Annotated in this window: 23 protein-coding genes and 1 pseudogene; 19 read left to right on the top strand and 5 right to left on the bottom strand. The window is 64.5% G+C overall.

Annotated features, from left to right (window positions below):
- Nucleotides 1–261: 261 nt before the first annotated feature.
- A complete protein-coding gene (locus tag CVM73_RS24380) occupies nucleotides 262–1,227 on the bottom strand; it encodes a 2-hydroxyacid dehydrogenase (protein WP_100234396.1) in 966 nt (321 codons plus the stop codon).
- Nucleotides 1,228–1,364: 137 nt separating this feature from the next.
- Between CVM73_RS24380 and CVM73_RS24385 the strand changes: the two genes are divergently transcribed.
- From CVM73_RS24385 to CVM73_RS24400, 4 genes and pseudogenes are all read left to right on the top strand, one after another.
- Nucleotides 1,365–1,733 carry a YciI family protein gene (locus CVM73_RS24385; RefSeq protein ID WP_024337611.1) on the top strand — a complete coding sequence of 123 codons (369 nt, stop codon included), beginning with the start codon at nucleotides 1,365–1,367 and terminating at the stop codon, nucleotides 1,731–1,733.
- Nucleotides 1,730–3,016, top strand: a complete 1,287-nt coding sequence (locus CVM73_RS24390; protein WP_100234397.1) for an RNA polymerase sigma factor — start codon at nucleotides 1,730–1,732, stop codon at nucleotides 3,014–3,016. The genes CVM73_RS24385 and CVM73_RS24390 overlap by 4 nt, the downstream gene beginning before the upstream one ends.
- 187 nt (nucleotides 3,017–3,203) lie before the next feature.
- Nucleotides 3,204–3,744 (top strand): annotated as a pseudogene (locus CVM73_RS24395) (SRPBCC family protein).
- 30 nt (nucleotides 3,745–3,774) lie between these two features.
- Complete coding sequence (locus CVM73_RS24400) at nucleotides 3,775–4,188, top strand: VOC family protein (protein WP_100234398.1); 414 nt, start codon at nucleotides 3,775–3,777, stop codon at nucleotides 4,186–4,188.
- Between the two features lie 110 nt (nucleotides 4,189–4,298).
- Here CVM73_RS24400 and CVM73_RS24405 read toward each other — a convergent pair whose 3' ends face one another.
- Entirely contained in the window at nucleotides 4,299–4,649 is a 351-nt protein-coding gene (locus tag CVM73_RS24405; RefSeq protein WP_100234399.1) for a hypothetical protein, read from the bottom strand.
- 153 nt (nucleotides 4,650–4,802) lie between these two features.
- Between CVM73_RS24405 and CVM73_RS40475 the strand changes: the two genes are divergently transcribed.
- Nucleotides 4,803–5,039: a hypothetical protein gene (locus tag CVM73_RS40475; protein ID WP_167407025.1), complete on the top strand. Its 237-nt coding sequence runs from the start codon at nucleotides 4,803–4,805 to the stop codon at nucleotides 5,037–5,039.
- Nucleotides 5,040–5,181: 142 nt separating this feature from the next.
- Here CVM73_RS40475 and CVM73_RS24410 read toward each other — a convergent pair whose 3' ends face one another.
- Nucleotides 5,182–5,619, bottom strand: a complete 438-nt coding sequence (locus tag CVM73_RS24410; protein WP_100234400.1) for a hypothetical protein — start codon at nucleotides 5,617–5,619, stop codon at nucleotides 5,182–5,184.
- A 90-nt stretch (nucleotides 5,620–5,709) separates the two neighbouring features.
- Nucleotides 5,710–6,498 (bottom strand): SDR family NAD(P)-dependent oxidoreductase, encoded by a 789-nt coding sequence (locus CVM73_RS24415; protein ID WP_100234401.1) that lies wholly within the window; start codon nucleotides 6,496–6,498, stop codon nucleotides 5,710–5,712.
- Nucleotides 6,499–6,765: 267 nt separating this feature from the next.
- Here CVM73_RS24415 and CVM73_RS24420 point away from each other — a divergent pair, with 267 nt between their 5' ends.
- The 6 genes from CVM73_RS24420 (at nucleotide 6,766) to CVM73_RS24445 (ending at nucleotide 10,517) form a co-directional block, all read left to right on the top strand.
- Nucleotides 6,766–7,170 carry a YciI family protein gene (locus CVM73_RS24420; protein WP_100234402.1) on the top strand — a complete coding sequence of 135 codons (405 nt, stop codon included), beginning with the start codon at nucleotides 6,766–6,768 and terminating at the stop codon, nucleotides 7,168–7,170.
- A 59-nt stretch (nucleotides 7,171–7,229) separates the two neighbouring features.
- Nucleotides 7,230–7,595 (top strand): YciI family protein, encoded by a 366-nt coding sequence (locus CVM73_RS24425; protein ID WP_100234403.1) that lies wholly within the window; start codon nucleotides 7,230–7,232, stop codon nucleotides 7,593–7,595.
- Between the two features lie 128 nt (nucleotides 7,596–7,723).
- Complete coding sequence (locus CVM73_RS24430) at nucleotides 7,724–8,464, top strand: TetR/AcrR family transcriptional regulator (RefSeq protein ID WP_100234404.1); 741 nt, start codon at nucleotides 7,724–7,726, stop codon at nucleotides 8,462–8,464.
- A 121-nt stretch (nucleotides 8,465–8,585) separates the two neighbouring features.
- Nucleotides 8,586–9,080, top strand: a complete 495-nt coding sequence (locus tag CVM73_RS24435) for a DUF2852 domain-containing protein (RefSeq protein WP_100234405.1) — start codon at nucleotides 8,586–8,588, stop codon at nucleotides 9,078–9,080.
- Between the two features lie 214 nt (nucleotides 9,081–9,294).
- Nucleotides 9,295–9,552 (top strand): hypothetical protein, encoded by a 258-nt coding sequence (locus CVM73_RS24440; protein WP_100234406.1) that lies wholly within the window; start codon nucleotides 9,295–9,297, stop codon nucleotides 9,550–9,552.
- Between the two features lie 197 nt (nucleotides 9,553–9,749).
- The gene (locus tag CVM73_RS24445) at nucleotides 9,750–10,517 is read left to right on the top strand and encodes a serine acetyltransferase domain-containing protein (protein WP_100234407.1); all 768 of its coding nucleotides are present in this window, start codon (nucleotides 9,750–9,752) and stop codon (nucleotides 10,515–10,517) included.
- Nucleotides 10,518–10,529: 12 nt separating this feature from the next.
- Here CVM73_RS24445 and CVM73_RS24450 read toward each other — a convergent pair whose 3' ends face one another.
- Entirely contained in the window at nucleotides 10,530–11,048 is a 519-nt protein-coding gene (locus tag CVM73_RS24450; RefSeq protein ID WP_100234408.1) for a DUF2231 domain-containing protein, read from the bottom strand.
- 435 nt (nucleotides 11,049–11,483) lie between these two features.
- Between CVM73_RS24450 and tolQ the strand changes: the two genes are divergently transcribed.
- The 8 genes from tolQ to ybgF all read left to right on the top strand — a co-directional run bounded on the left by tolQ (nucleotide 11,484) and on the right by ybgF (nucleotide 20,544).
- On the top strand, nucleotides 11,484–12,200 hold the full coding sequence (tolQ, locus tag CVM73_RS24455; RefSeq protein ID WP_100234409.1) for a protein TolQ: 717 nt from the start codon (nucleotides 11,484–11,486) through the stop codon (nucleotides 12,198–12,200).
- Between the two features lie 39 nt (nucleotides 12,201–12,239).
- Complete coding sequence (tolR, locus tag CVM73_RS24460) at nucleotides 12,240–12,689, top strand: protein TolR (RefSeq protein ID WP_027573098.1); 450 nt, start codon at nucleotides 12,240–12,242, stop codon at nucleotides 12,687–12,689.
- Nucleotides 12,690–12,692: 3 nt separating this feature from the next.
- Entirely contained in the window at nucleotides 12,693–13,652 is a 960-nt protein-coding gene (locus CVM73_RS24465) for a protein TolA (RefSeq protein WP_100234492.1), read from the top strand.
- 41 nt (nucleotides 13,653–13,693) lie between these two features.
- The gene (gene tolB / locus CVM73_RS24470) at nucleotides 13,694–15,040 is read left to right on the top strand and encodes a Tol-Pal system beta propeller repeat protein TolB (protein WP_167407032.1); all 1,347 of its coding nucleotides are present in this window, start codon (nucleotides 13,694–13,696) and stop codon (nucleotides 15,038–15,040) included.
- Nucleotides 15,041–15,300: 260 nt separating this feature from the next.
- A complete protein-coding gene (locus CVM73_RS24475) occupies nucleotides 15,301–17,628 on the top strand; it encodes a putative bifunctional diguanylate cyclase/phosphodiesterase (RefSeq protein WP_100234411.1) in 2,328 nt (775 codons plus the stop codon).
- 162 nt (nucleotides 17,629–17,790) lie between these two features.
- Complete coding sequence (locus CVM73_RS24480; RefSeq protein ID WP_100234412.1) at nucleotides 17,791–18,555, top strand: N-acyl amino acid synthase FeeM domain-containing protein; 765 nt, start codon at nucleotides 17,791–17,793, stop codon at nucleotides 18,553–18,555.
- 242 nt (nucleotides 18,556–18,797) lie between these two features.
- Nucleotides 18,798–19,286: a peptidoglycan-associated lipoprotein Pal gene (gene pal / locus CVM73_RS24485; protein WP_018641585.1), complete on the top strand. Its 489-nt coding sequence runs from the start codon at nucleotides 18,798–18,800 to the stop codon at nucleotides 19,284–19,286.
- A 187-nt stretch (nucleotides 19,287–19,473) separates the two neighbouring features.
- Nucleotides 19,474–20,544, top strand: a complete 1,071-nt coding sequence (gene ybgF / locus CVM73_RS24490; RefSeq protein ID WP_167407026.1) for a tol-pal system protein YbgF — start codon at nucleotides 19,474–19,476, stop codon at nucleotides 20,542–20,544.
- The last annotated feature ends 129 nt before the right edge of the window (nucleotides 20,545–20,673 follow it).

The following is a 20,673-nucleotide window of genomic DNA, read 5'->3' on the forward strand; positions in this document are numbered from 1 at the left end:
CCGGACCCAGAAGCGCCGGCGGGCCTCCAGATCTGCACGATCGTCAAGATCTTCCGGGACCGCGAGGTCCCGCCGGCGTCAGATCTTCCATCAGGAAGACGCCAACAACATGCAATCCGGGACCCATGACCACAGGGAGTGGTTTGGCGAAGACTGGTCGTTCAGTACTGCGACCATCCACAACGATAAATCACGCGGTATGGGTCGTGCGCGGGGACGACAGCGGAGTATGAGGCGCGGTCGTGCGCCTCTCAGCCGGCCTCAATACCCCCTGACCCGGTCCACCACGTTCCCCAACGCGCCGCCCGCCTCGAAGCGCGCGATCTGCTCGGCGACATAGGCCGAGATGGCATCGGCGTCGGTGTCGGCGGCGTTGTGCGGCGTCAGCACCACTTTGGGATGGGTCCAGAAGCGGCTGTCCGCCGGCTGCGGCTCCTGGACGAAGACGTCGAGCGAGGCGGCGCCCAGCGTGCCGTCGTCGAGGCAGGCGAGAATGTCGGCTTCGTTCTGCAGGCCGCCGCGGCCGGCATTGATCAGCACCGGCGCGCCGAGCGGGCTGCTGTGGTTGAGCTTTGCGAAGACGTCGCGGTTGAGGATGCCGTGCGTGTCAGGCGTCAGAGGCAACAGTGACACCAGAATGTCGGTCTTGCGCAGGAACGCGTCCATGCCTGCAGTGCCATGGAAGCATTCGACGCCCTCGATCGTGCGCGGGCTGCGGCTCCAGCCGGCGACGCGGAAGCCGAGCCGTCGCAGCACGTCTGCGGCATCCGCGCCCAGTGTGCCCAACCCCATGACGCCGACCGTGATCGCGCTCGCGGGCCACTGATATTTGGGCTCCCAGCGCTTCACACGCTGCGACTCCCGCAAGTACAGCTCCTGGCGGTGATGCATCAGCACGTGCAGCACGACATATTCGGTCATACGGTTGGTCAGGTCGGGCACGGCGACGCGCACCAGCGGCACATCGGGCAGGCTCTTGTCCGCCATCAGCGCATCGACGCCGGCGCCGAGATTGAAGATCGCACGCAGATTGGGAAACGAGCCGAGATCGCCCGGCACCGGCTTCCACACCGCCGCATAGTGCACCTCGGCCGGATCGAGCCCGGAATCGGGCAGCAGTACTACGCGGCGGCCGCCGCAGACCGAATCGAACCGAGCCTTCCAGCGCTCCGGCAGCCAGTTCTGCTGCGTGCTGTTGATCAGGACGGCCAGTGTGCCCAGGGTCATTCGTGCCTCGTCGGTTCCGCTTGAGAAGGACCCTCCTTGGCATGATCTGCTGGATTTTTCCTGCAAATTTTTTCCGCAGCCCTGTCGGCGCGGGGCATATTGGCGCGTCTTCAGAACAGACGAGGAAAGTGCCGCCCATGCTTTACGCCATTCTCTGCTATCACGATGAGGACTTCGTCGGCTCCTGGAGCAAGGACCAGGACGAGGCCGTGATGAAGAAGCTTGCCGTGGTGCAGGAGAAGCTCACCAAACAGGGCCGGCTCGGGCCGGTGGCGCGGCTGTTGCCGACGACTGCGGCGGCGACCCTGCGCAAGGAGGACCCGCCGCTGGTGCTCGACGGCCCCTATGCCGAGACCAAGGAGCAGCTGCTCGGCTTCTACATCGTCGACTGCAAGAACCTCGACGACGCGCTCGACGTCGCACGCGAGCTGGGCGCCGCCAATCCCGGCGGCGCCTACGAGGTGCGTCCCGTCGGCGTGTTCCGGCCCGGAGGAAACCTGACGTGAGCGAGGCCGACACCGCCTGGATCGAGACTGCGCTGACCTCGGCGCGACCCCAGGCGGTGGGTGCGCTGCTGCGCTATTTCCGCGATCTCGACACCGCAGAGGAGGCGTTTCAGAACGCCTGCCTGCGCGCGCTGAAGACCTGGCCGCAGAACGGGCCGCCGCGCGATCCCGCAGCCTGGCTGATCATGGTCGGCCGCAACGTTGCGATCGACGAGGTGCGGCGCGCCCGCAAGCAGCAGCCGCTGCCCGAGGACGACCAGGCGATTTCCGATCTCGATGACGCCGAAGGTGCGCTCGCCGAGCGGCTCGACGGTTCGCACTATCGCGACGACATTTTGCGGCTGATGTTCATCTGCTGCCATCCAGGGCTGCCGGCGACGCAGCAGATCGCGCTGGCGCTGCGCATCGTCTCAGGCCTCACGGTGAAGCAGATCGCGCGCGCCTTCCTGGTCTCGGAGGCCGCGATGGAGCAGCGCATCACGCGCGCCAAGGCGAAGGTCGCCGAGGCCGGGGCGCCGTTCGAGACGCCCGGCGCGGTCGAGCGCTCCGAACGGCTCGCCGGCGTTGCCGCGATGATCTACCTGATCTTCAACGAAGGCTATTCGGCAAGCGGCGACACCGCCGAAATCAGGAAGCCGCTGTGCGAGGAGGCGATCCGGCTGGCGCGGTTGCTGCTGCGGCTGTTTCCGAGCGAGCCGGAGATCATGGGCCTGACGGCGCTGATCCTGTTACAACACGCGCGCAGCGCCGCGCGCTTTGCCGAGGATGGATCGCTGATCCTGCTGGACGATCAGGATCGTTCCTTGTGGAACGGCACCATGATCGCCGAAGGCCTCGCGCTGATCGACAAGGCGATGCGCCACCGCCGCAGCGGGCCCTACCAGATCCAGGCCGCGATCGCCGCGCTGCATGCGCGCGCAGCGACGCCGGAGGAGACCGACTGGGCCCAGATCGACCTGCTCTACGGCGCGCTCGAAGTGGTGCAGCCCTCGCCGGTGGTGACGCTCAACCGCGCCGTCGCGGTCTCCAAGGTGCGCGGGCCGCAGGCCGCGCTCGATCTGATCGAGCCGCTGGCGCCGAAGCTCGCCAACTACTTTCATTTCTACGGCGTGCGCGGCGCCTTCCTGATGCAGCTCGGCCGCAACGACGAAGCCCGCGTCGCCTTCGACCGTGCCATCGCGCTCGCCAATACGTCGGCCGAAGCCGCTCACATCCGCATGCATCTCGACCGCCTGATCCGCGACAGCCAGCCGAAGGCAAAGGAAAGCGCGAAGGCGAAATAGGGCAGGGTGCCTTCACATCGTCATGCCCGGGCTCGGCCCGGCCACCCACGTTTTTGTAGCGGCGGCAAAGAACGTGGATGACCAACCCCCGGCCGTGACGCTGAGCGAGCAGCTCAAAAAAGTTCACTCCGAATTGTCGACTCCCGCCGTTCCCCTTCGTCTTAGTTCCGTATCCAGGGAGTCGCCCATGCTGAAAGCCGTCACCGTCATCGCCATCGTCCTCGCGGCCGGACTTGCGGGCATCCTCGTCTTCGCCCTGACGAAACCCGACACGTTCCGTGTCGAGCGCTCGCTCGCCGTGAAGGCGCCGGCCGATGCGATCTATCCGCTGGTCGCTGATTTCCATCGCTGGACCGCCTGGTCGCCCTATGAGGGGCGCGATCCCGCCATGAAGCGGACGTTCGGGGGAACCGCGGCGGGAAAGGGTGCGACCTATGCCTGGGACGGCAACAACAATGTCGGTGCCGGCCATATGGAGATCCTGGAGGCGAACGGACCGTCAAAGCTCCGCATCAAGCTCGATTTCGAGCGGCCGTTCGAAGGTCACAACACCGCCGAGTTCACCTTTGTGCCGCAAGGCGATGCCACACTGGTCACATGGGCGATGTACGGGTCCGGCTCCGTTCCTGTCCAAATTGATGCAGGTGTTCCTCAACATGGACAGCATGATCGGCAAGGATTTCGAGGCCGGCCTCGCTAGCCTGAAGAAGCTCACCGAGAAGCCATAAGCCTCACTGCAAACGAAGAGGAGAGAAACGATGCTCAATCCCTATCTGTTCTATCAGGACACTTGCGAAGCGGCATTCAACTATTACGCCAAGGTTTTGGGCGGCAAGATCGATGCAATGATGCGGTCCTCGGACGCACCGCCGGAGGTGCCGGCCGCGCCTGGCCGAGAGAGGATGATCATGCATGCGCGGATGTCGCTCCCCGACGGCGGCGTGCTGATGGCCTCCGACGCGCCGGCCGAGCACTTTCACAAGCCGCAAGGCTTCTCGATCTCGCTCACGGTCACGGACCCCGCGGATGGCGAGCGCAAGTTCAACGCGCTCGCCGACGGCGGCAGCGTCACCATGCCCTTCAGCAAGACGTTCTGGGCCAAGGGCTTTGGCATGTGCGTCGACAAATACGGCATTCCCTGGATGGTGAACTGCCCAGCGGAAGGCATGTGACGGGCGCGAGCGCGCGCAATCCGCTGAGTTGCGATCCCCTCTCTCCAATGCTGCGGGAGAGGGGACACGCATGGACTCGTTGCGTCACGCGTCGATCGGCCGTTTGTCCCTCACCGGATTGATCCGGTGACGTCCTCGCGCGGCGGCGACGATTCCACGCAGCGAGGGCAGATCACGAGCCTGCTGCCGAGCTGCCTGTCGTTCTCCGCCTGTATTTCGTCATGGACCGCCCACCACGCTTCGGAATATGGGCGCAAAGTGCCGAGCACCCTTTCCCGTTCCTGATTGGGATCACTTGCCGCGGGCGCATGATCCGTGACGTGCCGCTTCGCGACACGAGGGCGGTTCGGATCCTTGCCAAGACCATCCCACGCGATGGAGCGACCTTCCTGCGCTGCAGCGCCTGCGCATCCGATCAGCGCTGTGCAAAAAGTGAGCAAGATGAAGCCGTGTCGAATCATGCCGGGCCTTCGCTGCGTATGCGACGCGCAGAATCCGCATGAGACATGCGCGTCATGTCGGTTCAATGGAACTCAAGGCAAAACAAATTTGCCAGCATGGCCGAATATGAGTCGTGCTTTCGCATCACTTTGCGGGCGCAGTGAGGCCGCTTCGTGAAAACCAACTGCATCGCACAACAATTGGCGCAATATTGGGCTGTGATCTGCACGCCAGAATCGTTATTGGTGATTCATAAAAGTTACAAACTGGGATGGACGTCACTTGCAAGGGGAGCGACCGATGGCGGCGGCGCTACAGATCAACTTTGCTCTTTGGGGAATGCTCATCTGCGCCAGCGCAAAGCTGGTACCGGTGATACAGACTCTCTTTTGAAGGCAGCCAGCGCCTGATGGCGCAGATCACCCGGCGCGCACGCTGCATGTGAGCGCAGGGAACATGGCGTATGGCCTGGACCAGCCAAGCAGATCGCCTTCAATGTGACGCGGTTCACGGAGCTCATTCCCGTCACACGCGTGGCAGCTGCCAGCCTCGTCACCGGCACCGCGGATAGATCGCGGCGAGATCGCGCCCCTTCAACAGCAGCAGCCGTGAGCTCAAGCCGCCACGGCGGCTGATCCAGTCGCGCACCGGGCCGGGATAGGCGGCAAGCACCGCGACCGATGCCTCCGGCTCGGCATAGAAGCGCCCGCGCCGGTCCACCGAGCGCGCGGCGTGGAAGCCGAGCACGGCGCGCTTGGTGACGCAGATGCGCTCGCCCGGCACGATGCTCAGCACCAGCGTGCAGGCGGACAGGCAGGGACCGTCGATCACCACGCGCTCGCCGCTCTCGCGCACTTTCTCGAACAGATCGAGGAACGGCCCGACCTGTCCGCCCGGAGACTGGATGATGCGGATCTCTGCCGCGGCGGGCGTGACGGCGAGCAGCGCGGATGCAAGCATCAAGGCTTTGAGGAAGGTGATGCGTTGCATGAAATCTCCACCAACTCGATTTTGTAGGGTGGGGTACGCCCAACGGCCCGCGCTTTGCGCGGCCCGCAGTGCTAACCCACCCCACATGCCCTACCCGTTGCGCCTCTGCCCACGCAGCGTCGGCAGGCCGATACCCGCCGCATCGAAGCCACCATCCACGGCCAAAATTTGGCCGGTGATGTAGCTCGCGCGGCCCGAGCACAGGAAATAGATCGCTTCCGCGAGCTCCTCTTCCAGGCCGTAGCGGTTGAGCGGAATGGCGTCGTGATAGTCGGCGCGGATCTCCTTGGTGTGCACCTGCTTCGCCATCGCGGTGTCGACCGGTCCCGGCGCGACAGCGTTGACGCGGATGTTGAGGGAGGCGAGCTCGACCGCGAGCTGCTTGGTGAGGTGCGCAAGGCCCGCCTTGCTGGTGCCGTAGGCCGAGCGCAGCGTCGAAGCGCGTACAGCCGAGATCGAAGTGATGTTGACGATGGCGCCGCCATTGCCGTCGCGCATCAAGGGCACCGCCGCCTTGGTGCAGAGGAACGGTCCGGTGAGGTTGACCTCGAGCACGCGGCGCCAGTCAGCCTCTGACGTCTCCATCAGCGGCGCGAACACCGCGATGCCGGCGTTGTTGACCAGCGCATCCAAGCGGCCGAACCGCTGCTCGATCGTCGTCATTGCGGCGTTGACCGCGGCCGCGTCCGAAACGTCGCAGGTCAGCGCCAGCGTCGCTTCGCTTCGGCCGATTTCGGCGACCGCGCGGCTGAGCAGTTCGCCCTCGATGTCGAGCAGCGCCACGCGCCAGCCCTCGGCCAAGAATTTCTTCGCGGTCGCAAGCCCGATGCCGCGTGCGGCTCCGGTGACGAGGGCGACTTTTTGCGGGGCTTGCGGCATTGGCTGATCTGTCCTGTGTCCGGGAGGGTGGCGCGAGAGCGCCGGCCCCTTTTACTGCGCTTTCGTTCCCCCAAGAAAGGCCTCGAGCCGTGCCTATCGGGCCCGATGCGGCCCAGAAGGCGCCAGCCGCGGTTGCGCTGCGGCCCCCAAATAATTTCTGCCCCGCTGTCGGCCCGGCGGAAGGTCGTTCGTCTTGGAGGGGAACGCGGGCCAGCTGTTTTCGCCCGCTGGAAATATCGGAATGACTGAGAGCAGCGAGGAAGTTCCATGCGATTCATGATGCTGATGATCCCGCTCGGCTACGAGAGCGCACCGCCGGACGTGCAGCTCGATCCGGAGCGCGTTGCGGCGATGATGCGTTACAACGAGGCGCTGAAGGATGCCGGCGTGTTGATCACGCTCGACGGCCTGCACCCGCCCTCGATGGGCGCACGCGTCTCGTTCGCCACCGGCAAGCCCATCGTCACGGACGGGCCGTTCACTGAAGCCAAGGAGGTCCTGGGCGGCTACTGGATGATCGAGGTCGCCTCGCGCGCCGAGGCGATCGCCTGGGCCAAGAAGTGTCCGGCCTCGCCCAACGAGATCATCGAGATCCGGCAGGTGCAGGAGATGAGCGATTTTCCGCCCGACGTGCAGCAGGCCGCCGCCGGTTTCGACGAACTGAAGAAGTAACCGCAGCCGCCGCGATGAGATCGCGGCTGTCGTCTATCGATCAACAGAGGAGAAAACCCATGAGCGCTGAACACAAATTCCTCGCCGTCTATCTCGGCAGCATGACCGGATCGAAAATGGCGGCCTGGCGCGCGCTGCCCGAGGCCGAACGGAAGGCGAAGGAGAAGGAGGGCATGGCTGCCTGGCACGGCTGGGTCGAGAAGCACAAGTCCGTCATCGTCGAGATGGGTGGCCCGCTCGGCAAGACCCGCAGGATCGACGCGAATGGCATCACCGAGGTCAGCAACGCGCTGACCGGCTTCACGGTGGTGCGCGCCGCCTCGCAGGAGGAAGCTGCAAAACTGTTCGAGAACCATCCGCATTTTGCGATCTTCCCGGGCGAGGCGATCGAGGTCATGCCCGTGCTGGCCATTCCCCAACTGTAGCTCCGGGAGAGGTCACCTCCGGGCGCGATGCCGACGCATCCGCCCGGCACCACCGTGAAAGTACGGGGTTAATCACGCCGTATCGCCGCTAGTGACCTTCACGCCCGGCTCATGTAAAGCTCGTTCACATGAGCTGGCGCAAGGAGCAGCGCCGCGCCGAGCGCGGCTATCACCACGGCAATCTGAAGGAGGCCCTGTTGCAGGCCGCTCTCGGCCTCATCGCCGAGAAGGGTGCGGCGGGCTTCACCTTTGCCGATGCCGCGCGCATGGCCGGCGTCAGCGCGGCGGCGCCCTACCGGCATTTCCGCGACCGCGACGAGCTGTTGTCCTCGATCGCCCAGCGCGGATTCGAGCAGTTCGAGGCGCGCCTGTCCGCGGCTTGGGACGACGGGCGGCCCGATACGGTCACCGCGTTCGAACGTGTCGGCAAGGCCTATCTCGCCTTCGCCCGCGAGGAGCCCGCCTTCTACAACGCGATGTTCGAATCGGGCGTGCCGGTCGATGCCAATCCCGCACTCCAGGCCGCCAGCGAACGGGCCTTCAACATCATCCGTGCCGCCGCCGAGCGCCTCGCCGCGCTGACGCCGCCCGGCACACCTCGTCCGCCGGCGATGATGATGGCGCTGCACATCTGGTCGATGTCGCACGGCATCGCCTCGCTGTTCTCGCGTGGCGATGCCGCGCGGCGCAAGCTGCCGATGTCGCCGGACGAGCTGTTGGAGGCCGAAGTGCTGATCTATCTGCGCGGGCTCGGCTTCCCGATCGACCGCCGTCCGGCCGGCAAGAGTGCCGAGCCGCCGCCGGTGCCGCCGGAGGCTCCCTCCGGTTCGGGCGTGCCTCCGGGTGGCCCCTGGGGCAAGCCGAAATAAAGTTGCGCAAATAATTCGCCCGCCCTGTCGGGCGGTCGGCTTGACAAAATCGCGGGATGGTCTAGCTATGTAAATGTTATTTACATTCACAACGGCGCTGGTGCCGTGATGGAGATGGGAAATGGCCTACACCGCTGATGTCAATCGATGGCGCGGCCCTTCGGACCAATACCAACAGTACGAGCGTCCCCGCATGCTCGACACGCCCTGGCATCCCGGCTGGATTGCCGTGACCATTCTCGGCTTCATCATCTGGTGGCCGATCGGACTTGCCCTTCTCTTTTTCACACTCGGGAGCAGAAGAATGTCGTGCTGGAGCCACCAGGATCGCTGGCAGAACAAGATGGAGCGGATGCAGTACAAGATGGATCGCATGCGTGACCGCATGGAGCGCCGCGGCTTCGGCTTTGGCTTCGGCCCGCCGTCCTCCGGCAACCGCGCCTTCGACGAATATCGCGCCGAGACGCTGCAGCGCCTCGAGGAAGAGCAGCGCGAGTTCAAGGATTTCCTGACCCGTCTGCGTCACGCCAAGGACAAGGAAGAGTTCGACCAGTTCATGGCGCAGCACAAGACGCGTCCGACCCCGCCGCCGCCGACCGACCAGCAGCAGGGTTGACACCTCTCAAAGCCTTCAGGCGCATGCCCCCAAAGTCCTGATGGCCCCGAGCCGCCCGCCTGCGCAACCCGCAGGCGGGCGGTTTGGTTTTGGCGGGCTTTTCGCTCATTCTGCGGCGTGGTCCATACGCTGGACGCCAAGGGCTATAGAACCCAGGCCGCGCGAGCACCGACTAATTCCCGACAGCGCGCGTCGCGCGCCGAGCGGTGCGACCATGACCAAGGCCGAAGACAAAGAGATCGGACGACGCGTCGCGCTATTTGCGCGCGCGGCGGACCTGTTCGACCGGCTCGCAGTTTTCCTGCCGCTTGCGATCGCATTCCTCAACGGCTGGCCGACGGAGGTCAAATCCTATCAGGAGCTGGTGGTTAGCGGCGCCTGGAAGGGCTTTCTCAGTTGTGCCCTCTATCAACTCGCCGCCTTTGCGCTCAAGCGTGCGGTCGAGTTTGCCAAGTCGGACCTCGCCCCATGATCCTGCTCCGCGATTTCGCGCTTTACGTCTTGCCGGCCGTCGTCGCAGGCGGCGGCTGGCTATATGCGCTCAGCCTGCGCAAGCGGGCGCGGTCAGGCCGCGCGCCCGAGCGGCGTTACGTCCCCCCGGCATCACTGGCGCCCTGATCCGGACCGCCTATATTCGCCGTCACAAAAGCAGGCGGACCGGAGGCGATAATGGCGGAAGCTGCGATCATGGCGAGCGACAGCCTCTGGCGGAAGCTTCGCAGCGAGGCGCAGTGCGCGGCCGCTGCCGATCCCGTGTTCGGCAAGGCCGTTGCCGGCGCCATTCTCGCCCATGATGATTTCGCCGCGGCCTTGGCCGATCTGATCGGCCAGCGGCTCGGCAGTGGCTCGACTGAGCGCGCGCGCTTCACGTCCTTTGCACGCGACGCCTTTCGCAGCCAGCCGGACCTGATCGAGACCGCCGGCCGCGACTTGCAGGCCATCGCGCTTCGCGATCCCGCCATCGCCGAACTGCTGCCGCCCTTGCTGCATTACAAGGGCTACGTCGCGCTGCAGGCCTTTCGCGTCTCGCATTGGCTCTGGCATCGCGGCCATATCGATACGGCGCTGCTGTTCCAGAACGAGGCCTCGAACGTTTTGCAGATCAGCATTCATCCGGCGGCCAGCATCGGATCGTCGGTCTATCTCGATCACGCCACGGGCATCGTGATCGGCGCCAACGTCGTCATCGGCGACGAGGTCACCATTCTCCAGAACGTCAGCATCGGACGCACCAGCGAACTGCCGGCGCGCTCGCCGAGGATCGGCCGCGGCGTCTTCATCGGCTCCGGCGCGACCATTCTCGGCGACATCAGCATCGGCGATTTTGCCAAGATCGGTGCCGACACGGTCGTGACGTCGGACATTCCTGCCGGCTGCACCGCGGTCGGCAATCCCGTGCGATTGACCAACTGCCCCGAACCGGCCTCCGCGGCTTGAGGCGCCCCTCGCTTAGGCGGCGCGGCGCTGGCTTTCGCCGCCATGGTGCGGCGTGACCGGCTCCGAGCTGGTCTGGCCCGGTGCATCCAGCACCGCGACATGGTGCCGGTACACCATCTCCCAGCCCTTCCATCCCGTGAACAGCAGGATGCCGACCACGATCAGGGAGAGCGCCACGCCCCACGGCTTGATCGCAGCCTCTGCACCCTGTGCGTAGCGAAGGTAGAAATTGACCAACGCCAGCACGACCGCCGTGAGATTGCCGGCCATGTGGTACCAAGCATCATTGAGACTGCGGATGCGCGGCTCGCTCAGGAAGTCCGTCAAGCCGGCTGCGGCGGCAACCAGCGCCATGACGATGCCGGCGCCGATCAGCCACATCGCGGTGCGTGCCCAGAAGGCGTCACCGGTTCCGATAAAGGCCAGATCGGCGATGGGCGCGCCGACCAGGAACGCGACGGGGAACGGGATGAGCATGGGGTGGAGCGGGTGATCGCCGATCGCGGCGGTCGTCTTGGGGTTGATGGTCATGGCAAGGCCTCGCCAAAAGTGATTTTCCGGACAAGTTTTGGGGCGAGGGCTGGTTCCTCCGGGATATGGATGGTTTGGAACCCGGGCCCTCGGACCGGTGCACCGCACCTGTCCGCCGCCCCAACCGCCTGCACGGCTTACCCTTCCCGCGGCCAAATTCGCCGCCGGTAACCCCGCATTAACCATCGGCGGGCTCTGGTAAGTGTGGACAGGCGTGCCCGGAGCCCGAAGTCAAGGCCTGGGGTCGAGGCCCCTTAGTTTTGACATCTTGGCGGGGAATGCAGGCGGCCGGCTTTGGACGAGCCCTGCACCCAGAAAGACAAGGCTTTGAGCGGGCTTGCCGGCCGCGCGGTTCGCGCGGCGGTTGGGGAACACCGGCAGCGATTTGCTGGCCGAAGGACATTAGGTAACGATCGCCTTGAGAGGATACTGCTTATGAATCCGGCCGACGTGGCTCAGTCAGCCCTTCCGGTTGCTGCCTCCGCCGACGTGTCGCTGATTGCGCTGTTCTGGCAGGCTCACTGGATCGTGAAAGCGGTGATGCTGGGACTTCTGTCCTGCTCGGTCTGGGTTTGGGCGATCGCCATCGACAAGATCTTTCTTTACGCGCGCACCCGGCGCTCCATGGACCGGTTTGAGCAGGCGTTCTGGTCCGGCGAGTCGATCGAGGAGCTCTATCGCACGCTCTCGGCCAAGCCGACGCATTCCATGGCGGCCTGCTTCGTGGCGGCGATGCGCGAGTGGAAGCGTTCGTTCGAGAGCCACGCCCGCTCGGTCTCAGGGCTCCAGATGCGGATCGACAAGGTGATGAACGTCTCGATCGCGCGCGAGGTGGAACGGCTGGAACGCCGGCTCCTGGTGCTCGCGACCGTCGGCTCCGCCGGCCCCTTCGTCGGCCTGTTCGGCACGGTCTGGGGCATCATGTCGAGCTTCCAGTCGATCGCGGCCTCGAAAAATACCTCCCTGGCGGTGGTGGCCCCCGGTATCGCGGAGGCGCTGTTTGCGACCGCCGTCGGCCTTATCGCCGCCATTCCTGCCACTATTTTCTATAATAAGTTCACGTCCGAGGTGAACCGTCAGGCTCAGCGGCTGGAGGGCTTCGCCGATGAATTTTCAGCCATCTTGTCCCGTCAGATCGACGAGCGGGGCTGACGGACGGCATGGTGTGAAGGGCAAGTTGGGCACGCGATCATGGCGATGAACGTTGCGAGTTCGTCCGGCGGCGGCGGGCGCCGTGGCCGGCGCAAGCCGGTCGTGGCCGAGATCAACGTCACGCCGATGGTCGACGTCATGCTGGTGCTGCTCATCATCTTCATGGTCTCGGCACCGATGTTGACGGTCGGCGTGCCGCTTGACCTGCCCCAGACCCAAGCCAAGAGCCTCGAAAACAACGACCAGAAGCCGATCCAGATGTCGGTCGACATCAAGGGCAAGGTGTTCATCAACGACGCCGAGATCGCGCTGAACGAACTGGTACCGAAGCTCAAGGCCATCACGGACGCGCGTGGCGGGCTCGAGGAACGCATCTACCTGCGCGCCGACAAGAAGGCGGATTACGGGACGGTGGCCAAGGTCATGGGCCTGTTGTCCGGCGCCGGATTCAAGAAGCTCGCCCTCGTCACGGAAGCGGATCAGGGGTAAGCAGTGAAGGTGAACGTCGACAAGACACTCGTTGCGTCGATTGCCCTGCATGTCTTCGTGCTTGGATGGGGGCTCGTCACCTTTAGCAGCAAGGCCTACATCGCGCCGGAGGAGTCGCTTCCGGTCGACATCATCTCCACCGATCAGCTCGCCAAGATGATGGCCGGGCAAAAGACCGGCAAGAAGGAAGAGCCGAAGCCCAAGGTCGAGAAGATCGCGGAAGCAAAGCCCGAGGAAGACGCCGTCGGCAAGGTCACCGAGAAGAAAGAGCTGATCAAGACCAATTCGCAGCCAGAGCCGCCGCCGAAACCGGTCGAGAAGCCGGTGGAGAAGAAGCCCGAGCCGCCCAAGCCGGTTGCCGAGGCCAAGCCGAAGGAGGAGCCGAAGCCGCAGGAAAAGAAGCCTGATCCGGCCAAGGAAGATCCGATCGCCGAGCTGCAGAAGAAGCTGGACACCAAGAAGCCGCCGCCCAAGCCCGTGGAGCAGAAGGTCGCGGCGGTGCAGCCGCAGCAGCAGCCCAAGCCGAAGGAGCGTACCTTCGACCCCGCGCAAATCCAGCGCGACCTCGACAAGCGCGCCGCGACCCGGCACGAGCTCGCCGGCTCGGCGCTGAATGCATCGGCCTCGCTGGGAGCGGCGACCGGGACTGCCGCCAACAACGTCGCGACCTGGCGTGGTGCATTCCAGGGCGCCGTCAAGCGCTGCTTCACGCCGACCTATAACGGGCAGGACGCCGATCAGTACGAGGCCGACATCGACATTCCCATGAAGATCGACGGATCGCTTGCTTCGGAGCCGATTGTGGTCGCGGTGCGAGGACCGTCGCGCTCGATTGCTCAGGCCATTGCCGAGAGCGCCAAGCGCGCCATCGTCCAGTGCCAGGTCTATTCCTTCATGCCGAAACAGCAGTACGAGAGCTGGAAGCTCATTCCGATGACTTTCGGCCTGAAAGATATGTTGTGACATCCGAACAAAAGAATTTTGCAATGAATGACGCTCGCTCGATGAACCGCCGCCGTTTCATGACGCTGACTGGATCGACGCTTGCCGTGCTCGGGAGCGGACGCGCCTTCGCTCAAGGCCAGGAACCCCGCCTCCGCATCGATCCGACGGCATTCCAGCCGATCCCGATCGCGATCACGGGCTTCGTGCCGGGCTCGCCCTCCGACGGCGACGTCGGTAACGGGGTCACGCAGGTCATCACCAACAATCTCAGGCGCTCGGGGCTGTTCGCGCCGATCGATCAGGCCGCCTTCATCGAGCGCATCAGCAATATCGACGTCGCGCCGCAGTTCCAGAACTGGAAGACCATCAACGCGCAGGCCCTCGTCACCGGCCGCATGACGCGGCAGCCGGACGGCCGCCTCAAGGCCGAATTCCGCCTATGGGACGTGGTCTCCGGCCAGCAGCTCACGGGGCAGCAATATTTCACCTCGCCGGAATATTGGCGCCGCATCGCCCACATCATCTCCGACCAGATCTATGAGCGGATGACGGGCGAGAAGGGCTATTTCGACAGCCGCGTCGTGTTCGTGGACGAGACCGGGCCGAAGGAGCGCCGCGTCAAGCGGCTTGCGATGATGGATCAAGACGGCGCCAATGTGCGCTATTTGACCCGCGGCTCCGACCTCGTGCTGACGCCGCGCTTCTCGCCGAACTCCCAAGAGATCACCTACATGGAGTTCGGCCAGGGCGATCCGAAGGTCTATCTGTTCAACATCGAGACCGGCCAGCGCGAGATCGTCGGCAACTTCCCCGGCATGACCTTTGCGCCGCGCTTTTCGCCGGACGGCCAGCGCGTCATCATGAGCCTGCAGCAGGGCGGCAATTCCAACCTGTTCGTGATGGATCTGCGCTCGCGCTCGACCACGCGCCTCACCGACACGCCGGCGATTGACACGTCTCCATCCTATTCACCGGACGGCGCCCGTATCTGCTTCGAGTCCGATCGTGGCGGCAGGTCGCAGATCTACGTGATGGCGGCGGGCGGAGGACAGGCGCAGCGGATCTCCTTCTCCAAGGACGACACCAACGCCAGCTATTCGACACCGGTGTGGTCGCCGAAGGGCGATTACATCGCCTTCACCAGACAAGGCGGCGGGCAGTTCGCGATCGGCGTCATGAAGCCGGACGGCTCCGGCGAGCGGCTGCTCACCTCCGGCTTCCATAACGAGGGCCCGACCTTCTCGCCGAACGGCCGCGTGCTGATGTTCTTCCGCGATCCCGGCGGCAATGGCGGACCGTCGCTGTATTCGGTCGACATCTCCGGCCGCAACGAGCTGAAGGTGCCGACGCCGGGCTTTGCCTCCGATCCGGCATGGTCGCCGCTGCTGTCCTCGACGTCGGGCTGACAACATTGCAGCTGAAACATCGCGTGTTCAGATGCGCGATGTTTTCGAAAATGCGCGCCGACTTTTTTTCCGAGTTCGCTGCGGAGGGCAAGACTTCCTTCACCTTGTGCCCGGCAAGGCTTGCCTAGCTGCTTGATCTATAAGCGGAAATCGTTTCGCTATTGCCGAAAAACAACCCGACTTTAACGATGTTCCCTCAGAAAAGCTTCATCTCGGCTGGGTAAGACTACGCGCCAAACAGGACGCGCGTACAAACCAAAATGCAGTTCGCAAGCCAGAGCGGAGAGCAGGGGCAGCCGCCGCCGGTCAACCCGGCGGCGCAGATCGATTCGCTCTTTGAAGCGCCGGGACCGCTGCTGGCCGGTCTCATCTTCGTGTCGATCGGTGCTGCGCTGACGGCGCTGAAGACGGGCGAACCTCTCATTTGGGCGTGTGTGGCGCTTCTCGTCTTGGCCGGGGCGGTGCGGGCGATCGACTTACGTCGCTATCAGGCACGTAAGTCGAACGTGACCGCCGAGGCGGCCAAACGCTGGCAGACGCGCTATCAGATCGGGGCGATGATTCAGGCCGCTGCGATTGGCACCTGGTGCGGCACGACCCTGCTCGCCACCGACGACGCCGTCTCGCACATGATTGCCCTGTCGGTCACCACAGGTATTGCCGCAGGGGGGGCGGCAAGGGCGTACGGACGACCGTCGATCTTCCATCTTCAGGCCGTGCTCATTTTCGCGCCGGCGGTGTTGGCTTTGGCGTGGCGCGGCACGCCCTACTATATCGCGATGGCGGGTGTGAGCGCTGCCTTCCTGTTGGCGATCATGCAGCTTTCGGTCAACCTGCACCGGATATTCATCAGAGCGGTGGTGGCGCGGGAACGCGAAGCGGCCCTCGCGGGCCAGTTCGATACCGCCCTGAACAACATGCCGCACGGGCTCTGCATGTTCCATCTCGATGGGCAGCTTGCGGTGATGAATCACCGTTTCGCGGCGATGATGAGCCTGCCCGACAATCTGCCGCAGAGCGGCGCCAGCGCGCGCGACATCATCGCGGCCTGTGTCAAAGCCGGGTCCATCTCGGCTGCGAACGGCGAGCATATCATCGCTGGCATCGAGAGTTCGCGGGAGAAGGAGATCATCACCGCCGATGCGAACATCGAGCGAAATCGCTCGCTGTCCTGGACCGTTCAGCCGATGGTGGACGGAGGAGCAGTGCTGCTGCTCGAGGATATTACGGAGCGGCGCAACGCCGAAGCCAAGATCAGCCATCTTGCGCGATACGACGATCTCACGGCACTGCCGAACAGGGTCAATTTCCGCGACGAGATCGAGCACCTGCTGGCTGTCTCCCACGACGCGGAGCAGCTCTCCGCGCTGCTGTTCATCGATCTCGACCAGTTCAAGCAGGTCAACGACACGCTGGGTCATCCCTGCGGCGACCAGCTCCTGTGCGCCGTCGCCAACCGCCTGCGCGAGATGCTGCGCCCCGAGGATTTCGTCGCCCGGTTCGGCGGCGACGAGTTCGTCGTGTTCCAGCAGAACATCGGCGCGCCCGAGGACGCCGCAGCGCTCGCCCGCCGCATCGTCGAGCGGTTGAGCGAACGTTATCGCATCGACAATCACCTGGTCGAGATCGGCGCCAGCGTCGGCATCGCACTAACCTCGCCGGACGGCACCAGCGCCGATACGCTGCTCAAGAACGCCGACATGGCGCTGTATCGCGCCAAGGCCGACGGCCGCGGCACCTTCTGTTTCTTCCGCGACGAGATGGCGGCGACCGTCGAGGCGCGCCGCATCCTCGAGCTCGATCTGCGCAAGGCGCTCGCCAACGAGGAATTCGAGCTGTTCTTCCAACCGCTGGTCAATCTGAAGTCCGGCAAGATCACCACCTGTGAGGCGCTGCTGCGCTGGAATCATCCGGTGCGCGGCACGGTTTCGCCGGTCGACATCATCCCGGTCGCCGAGGATATGGGCCTGATCGTCGATCTCGGCCGCTGGATCCTGCGCCGCGCCTGCATGGAATGCATGAAGTGGCCGGAGGGTGTCAGCGTCGCCGTCAACTTCTCGCCGCAGCAATTCCACCAGCGCGACGTCTTGAGCGAGATCCGTTACGCGCTGGAGGTCTCAGGGCTTCCGGCGCATCGCCTCGAGATCGAGATCACCGAGTCCTCGCTGCTGCGCAACACCCAGCTCACCCACGACATCCTGTCGCAACTGCACGCGCTCGGCGTGCGCATCTCGCTCGACGATTTCGGCACCGGCTATTCCAGCCTCAGCTACCTGCACAATTTCCCGATGCAGAAGGTGAAGATCGACCGCTCCTTCCTCGAAGGCATCGATACCGACCGGCCGTTGACGCTGCTGCGCGGCGTCGCGCGGCTGTCCGCCGACCTCGGCATGTCCGTCGTTGTCGAGGGTATCGAGACCAACGAGCAGCTTGAGCTGATCAGCGCCGACGGCACCGTGACCGAAGGCCAGGGTTACCTGTTCAGCCGGCCCGTTCCGGCGGTGCGGATCCGCCAATTGCTCAACGCCTCGCATGGCCGTCGCATGCCTGACGACCAGCTCGCCGTCGTGTCATTCCGATCGGCCTGATCCTTTCCTGGCAGCTCCTTCATCACAATCGGCTCTCGCTTGCTCCGTAATTTTGCGGACCCGCAAAGGTTAACCCTAACAGTTCTAAGGCTTTGCAATTTTGTTAAGGAACCATTAATCTGTTACTACTCGCGGAAGTTGCTTGGAGTTTAGAGGTAGCAGATGAAGTCCGGAGCCGAACCGACCCCGGCGCTCCTTCCCCGAGGCGCCGCGTTGTTTGACCGCATCGATTATCGGCTCATCGAGACTCCCGAGGACAAGGACAACCTGTATTTGATGCGCTACCGCGCCTATCTGCAGGCCGGTCTGATCGAGCCGTCAGCTTCACTGCGCGTCAGCGATCGCTTCGACGAAACGCCCAACACCTGGAATTTCGGGATCTATGTTGATGGAGAGCTTTGCAGCTCCGTCCGCATCCATCTTCTGACGTCGGAATGGCGGATGTCCTATACCACCGAGGTGTTTGGCGACATCCTGCATCCCCGTCTCGATCGCGGCGAGGTCTTTGTCGATCCGTGTCGGCTTGTTGCAGATCCCGACAAGCACCATCGCTTTCCCGAACTGCCCTACCTGACGGTCCGCCTGGCCTTCGTCGCGTGCGATCATTTCAATGCCGACACCGGGCTCGCCATGATCCGGACTGATCATCAGGCGTTTTACCGCCGCATCTTCCTGCATGAGACCATTTCACCGGAGCCGCGGGGGTTTCCGGGGTGGCCCACCAAGAAGGCGGTCCTGATGGCGACCGACGTCCGGCGGCAGCGGGACAAGGTTCTGGCACGCTTTCCGATCATGCGCTCCAGCGCGTTTGAGCGGCGCATGCTGTTTGAGCGCAGCACCCCGCGCCAAGCTGTCACGCGCCCCGTGCTGCTGACCACGCCGCGGACCCTGGATGCGGCGGCTCCAGCACTGGGTTCCGTCTACTAGGACCGGCCAACTTACGATACGGCCCAAATTTCCAGCAAAAGCCGGCGCCTTTGCCGACCGACGCGGCTTGCCTTCACCCTGGCGCCACATTTACAACTCATTAACCATGCCGGTTGCTTTTCGCTGGTTGGGGGCATTTGACCGGCTGTGGCAAGGTTCCGTCAAGGTTGACGGAACGTTCGCTTAACCAACCCCCTGTAGACCGGACAGCAGTGGACTAACGTGAGCGTGGAGGCTCCGGAATGAAACATCCTATGCGTATCCTCCAGGGATTGAAGCTGGCCGCGGTGCTTGCCGTCGCGCTGTCGATGGGCGCCTGCGCCAACAAGAATGCCGCGACGGATGCGATGGCCAATGCGGCGACGCCCGGCAGCCAGCAGGATTTCGTCGTCAACGTGGGTGACCGCGTGTTCTTCGAAAGCGACCAGACCGATCTGACCCCGCAGGCGATCGTGACGCTGGAGAAGCAGGCGCAGTGGCTCCAGACCTATCCGCGCTACAGCTTCACCATCGAAGGTCACGCCGACGAGCGCGGCACCCGCGAATACAACATCGCGCTCGGCGCCCGGAGAGCCCAGTCGGTGCGCTCGTTCCTCGCCTCGCGCGGCATCGATCCGAACCGCATGCGCACGATCTCCTACGGCAAGGAGCGGCCGGTGGCCGTCTGTAACGACATCTCCTGCTGGTCGCAGAACCGCCGCGCCGTCACTGTCTTGAACGCGAGCTCCTGACGTTCAGTCAGGTGCCGTTCAGCTTCGGAATTGGATGATGCCGGCGCCCTCTCGGGCGCCGGTTTCGTTTCAGCATTCTGTGACAGAAACCCCTTGGTACCAGTCACATTTTTGGCGTACTCCACTTCAATGTGTGGCGCGTCGAATGTTCCGTCGCAGGCCATTTCGCTTTTGTCGTCAGGGCAAGATGTCATCCAGATTTAAGGTCTTTACCGGCACCGTGGCGACCGCCGCGCTGCTCTCTTTGTGCTCGCCCGCACTTGCGCAATCGGTGTTCGCGCAGTCGGATGATGCCGACCCGGAGATGCGGATCGAGCGGCTGGAGAACCAGCTGCGCCAGCTCACCGGCCAGAACGAGGAGCTGCAATACCGCAACCGTCAGCTTGAGGAGCGGCTGCGGGCGCTCGAGGGCGGCGCGCAAGGCGCGCCCGGACAGGCGCCCAACGTCGCGGCGATGCCGCCCGCGCAGGTCGCACCAAGCCAGGTCGCGCCCGGCTATCGCCAGCAGCCGCCGCAACAGCAGGCCGTGCAGCCTGCTCACGAGCAGCCGCAGATCGCCGCTCCCGCGCCGATCGTTCAGGAGCAGCCGGCGCCCGGCGCACCCGGCACGCGCCGCCGCGGCGATGCCTTCGATCCGAACCAGAACCCGAACGCGCCGGGCGCGCCGCGCGCGCTCGGCGGCGGCCAGCAGCCGATGCCGGCAGGAGCCGGCGCCCCCGGCGGACGCAACGCCGGCGAGCCGCTCGATCTTGCCAACACCGCCCCGCGCTACCAGCAAGGCGTGCCGCCCGCAGCCCAGCCCGGCCATCCGCCGGCCCAGCAGGGCTATCCGGCCCAGAGTGGCGGCACCGGCCTGACCACGCTGCCGCCCTCCGCAACGCCGCGCGACGAGTTCGACCTCGGCATCGGTTACATGCAGCGCAAGGACTATGCGCTGGCCGAGCAGACCATGAAGAACTTTGCCCAGAAATATCCGAGCGACCCGCTGCTCGGCGACGCCCAATACTGGCTCGGCGAGAGCTATTTCCAGCGCCAGCAATATCGCGACTCCGCGGAAGCTTTCCTCGCCGTCACCACCAAATACGAAAAATCGGCCAAGGCGCCGGATGCGCTGCTGCGGCTCGGCCAGTCGCTCGCCGCGCTGAAGGAGAAGGAGGCCGCCTGCGCCGCCTTCGGCGAGATCGGCCGCAAATATCCGCGCGCCTCCGCCGGCGTCAAAGTGGCGGTCGATCGCGAGCAGAAGCGGGTGAAGTGCTAGTTAGACCTTACTGGTCGGCCGTGGTTCACCTCTCCCCAGCGGGGAGAGGTCGGATTGCGCAGCAATCCGGGTGAGGGGGCTCGGCGGCCAGTGAGACTGTAACCCCTCACCCGGATTGCATCTTTCGAT

Origin of the sequence: Bradyrhizobium forestalis, assembly GCF_002795245.1 — a bacterium.
Lineage (GTDB): Bacteria > Pseudomonadota > Alphaproteobacteria > Rhizobiales > Xanthobacteraceae > Bradyrhizobium > Bradyrhizobium forestalis.